The 2,713-nt window shown below is 61.6% G+C and carries 4 protein-coding genes; all 4 read left to right on the top strand.

The annotated features are described in order from the left end of the window. On the top strand, positions 1 to 764 hold a 764-nt coding region (locus Q0063_RS14615; RefSeq protein ID WP_297872682.1), incomplete at its 5' end, for a DNA adenine methylase. A gap of 22 nt (positions 765 to 786) precedes the next feature. Then, on the top strand, positions 787 to 1,293 hold the full coding sequence (locus Q0063_RS14610; protein ID WP_297872673.1) for a hypothetical protein: 507 nt from the start codon (positions 787 to 789) through the stop codon (positions 1,291 to 1,293). Beyond that, entirely contained in the window at positions 1,283 to 2,041 is a 759-nt protein-coding gene (locus Q0063_RS14605; RefSeq protein ID WP_297872672.1) for a DUF3849 domain-containing protein, read from the top strand. Before Q0063_RS14610 ends, Q0063_RS14605 begins: the two co-directional genes overlap by 11 nt. A 37-nt stretch (positions 2,042 to 2,078) precedes the next feature. Beyond that, positions 2,079 to 2,549, top strand: coding sequence for a SpoVG family protein (locus Q0063_RS14600; protein ID WP_297872681.1), 471 nt, complete (start codon positions 2,079 to 2,081; stop codon positions 2,547 to 2,549). Positions 2,550 to 2,713: the final 164 nt, after the last annotated feature.

Here is a 2,713-nt window from a genome sequence, read left to right as displayed (position 1 = left end):
TGTTCCACAAGCCCCCCGGCAGGGATTTTGAGGTCTACAACGACTTCAACAGCCTCCTCGCCAACCTGTACCGCTGCGTCCGGGACAGGCATGAGGAGCTGATCGACTCCCTGCGGTATGTCCTCAATTCCCGTGAGGACTTCGAACTGATCAAACAGGCGCTGGCGAGGGATAATGTGAATTTGCCCGAAGGGCAAAGAGAGGACGCTCTGGGGCGCAGCCCCGCCAGCGATGTGCAGAAAGCGTCCTGGTTCTATCAAATCATCCGCTACAGCTACGCCTCCGCTCTCACCAGCTACGGCAGCCAGCCCCACGATATGCGGGCCAACTTCCCCCTTATTGAGCAGGCCCACCGGCGTCTGAAGGATGTGGTGGTGGAGAACAAGGACTTTGAGAAGCTCATCCGGCAGTATGACCGCCCGGTGAGCCTCTTTTACTGCGATCCCCCCTACCACGCCACCGAAGGGTACTACCAGAACATCGGGGAGGACGGATTCACAGAGAAGGACCACATCCGCCTGCGGGACGCCCTTCTGTCCATTGAGGGGAAGTTCCTGCTCTCCTACAATGACGACGCCTTTGTCCGGGAGCTGTACGACGCCCCTGGCATCCAGATCGAGGCGGTCACCCGGCTGAACAACATCAAGCAGCGGTACGACCCCAACTGCCAGTTTGCCGAGGTGTTCATCGCCAACTACGACATGACCGAGCGGCAGCGTGCCGCCACACAGCTGAACCTGTTTGATTTCGGGCAGGAAATTTAATCAGAAATCGGAGGAATATCACATGAAATTCATCAAAGAGATCACACCCAAGGGCCTCCTGCTTCCAGTGACCGCCGCACGGCTGGCCGGGTTCAACGCCGGCGACAAGGTGGAGTACCACACCCTGGATGGGGCCATGCTGGTGCTGAAAGGGCGGATGAGCGCGCCGGAGCTGCTGGCCGTTGTCCAACAGCTCACGAGCACGTCGGCCCAGCTGCTCCACTACCTGTCGGAGGTCTGCGGCCCCTGTGAGGACTGTGATAAGGACAGCTGCCCCTACAACGACTTCGAGGAGGAAGCCGTTCAGGTGAACGAGTATCTGCGGGAGGCCGCCGGCATCCCCGATGGGGCCAAGCTGTGCGCCGAGGTGGACGAGGAGGCCCGCACCATCACGGTTCTGGCGGCGGAACACCGCTATGACCTGCGGGACCTTCCGGCGGATCTGCTGGAGACCTTCATGGTGGTGGGCGCCTGCCTGGGCAGGCTGGAGGAGCATCTGATCGCGGAGGATACCGTCTATGGCGGCTGATTTTCCCTATCTGTACCCCTACTCCCGCGCCGACGCCCGCCGTCTGAGGCAGACGCAGATGCACGAGGACAGCTTTCGGGTGAATGTGGACTGCGCCAGAGCCATTGAGCAGGCGGTCCGGGATTATTTCAATGAGGCGGACGAGTCGCTGGCCGAGGGCTGCGCCCAGTCTGTGCTGGAACAGTTCGGCTTTAAGCGTGTAAACTTCGTTCTCGCCAACTCCCTGCAGGAGTTCCGCGAGTCGGTCTGCAAGCATCTGGTCAGCGATGAAACCTATCGGTGGGGCAGGAAAACCTTTGTTCCCCAGGACAGCAAATATAACCGCTGCTACGCGGTGGATACCGCCGCGGGACTGCTGGAGTCGTTCATCGGACAGGCCAGGGACGCATACCAGGCGCTGGGGCTGTTCGGCCTGGAGCACTGCGCCGGTAACCCGCTGGAGCAGGACTACAAGGGCAAGGTGCTGGTGATGCGTCCCGACACGCTCCGGGAGAGCTGCTGGGACCCCCGCAATATGCTCTGGCTGGCGGAAGGCGGCTTTGGCTGTTCTCCCCACGCCAGAGGTCAGGCGGTCTACGCCACCTGCCTGGGCGACGGCGAAAAGACCCGCTGGAACCGCTCCGACTTCGCTGGCGTTCTGGATGAGCAGTATCTGCCGGACTGGGCGCGGGAGAAGCTGGAGGAGCTTCGCACTCCCCAGCAGGAACAGGACACCGGGCCCGCCATGGGCGGCATGACCATGGAGTAATTCCATTTTACCAAAAAATTTTTAGGAGGAACCGACAATGAAACAGGCCCCTGACCCGGCCCTCACATCTCAGCGGGAGACCCTCCCCATGCAGGTGGATGTGAAAATCCACTCCCTCCACGCCAGCGGTCCCGTCCTGGCGGACGCCTCCGTCAACCTGAACGGGTGCTTCGCTATCCGGGGCGTCAAGGTGGTGGAGGGCAGCAACGGCCCCTTCGTCTCCCTGCCCAGCTACAAGGGCAGGGACGGCTATAAGGACATCTGCTTTCCCTGTACGAAGGAGTTCCACCAGCAGTTCCATCAGGCAGTGCTGGACGCCTATCAGCAGACTCTGGCTCAGATCCCCCAGCGCCAGCAGGAAAACGGGGTCCCCGGCGAAACCCAGCGAAGCGGTTTCGCCGGGGAAAGGAGGAGCAGTGAAGTGAGCGAGTCCTGTCGCTTGCGGCAGGACGAGGGATACGGAGCGTGCGACGACGCGGCTCCACCCGCCCCGGAAATGAAAATGTAGAGGAGGAAACGACGATGAAGAAACTGACCGCAGTCTGCGCCCTGGTATTGGCGCTGACTATGGCCCTCGCTCCCGCCGCTCACGCGGCGGAGTGGGCTGATCCCACCCAGGTCTGCTACCCCAGCTCCGTCACCCAGAGTGAGGACGGAACTGAGATCCGCAAG

The sequence above is a fragment of the uncultured Oscillibacter sp. genome, assembly GCF_947654275.1.
In the GTDB taxonomy this organism is placed as follows: Bacteria; Bacillota; Clostridia; order Oscillospirales; family Oscillospiraceae; genus Oscillibacter.
This window is presented reverse-complemented; position numbering and strand designations above follow the sequence as displayed.

Excerpts from the sequence above, each read along its gene's own strand:
- Q0063_RS14610 (WP_297872673.1), top strand. The coding sequence starts at position 787 with ATGAAATTCATCAAAGAGATCACACCCAAGGGCCTCCTGCTTCCAGTG.
- Q0063_RS14605 (WP_297872672.1), top strand. The coding sequence starts at position 1,283 with ATGGCGGCTGATTTTCCCTATCTGTACCCCTACTCCCGCGCCGACGCC.
- Q0063_RS14600 (WP_297872681.1), top strand. The coding sequence starts at position 2,079 with ATGAAACAGGCCCCTGACCCGGCCCTCACATCTCAGCGGGAGACCCTC.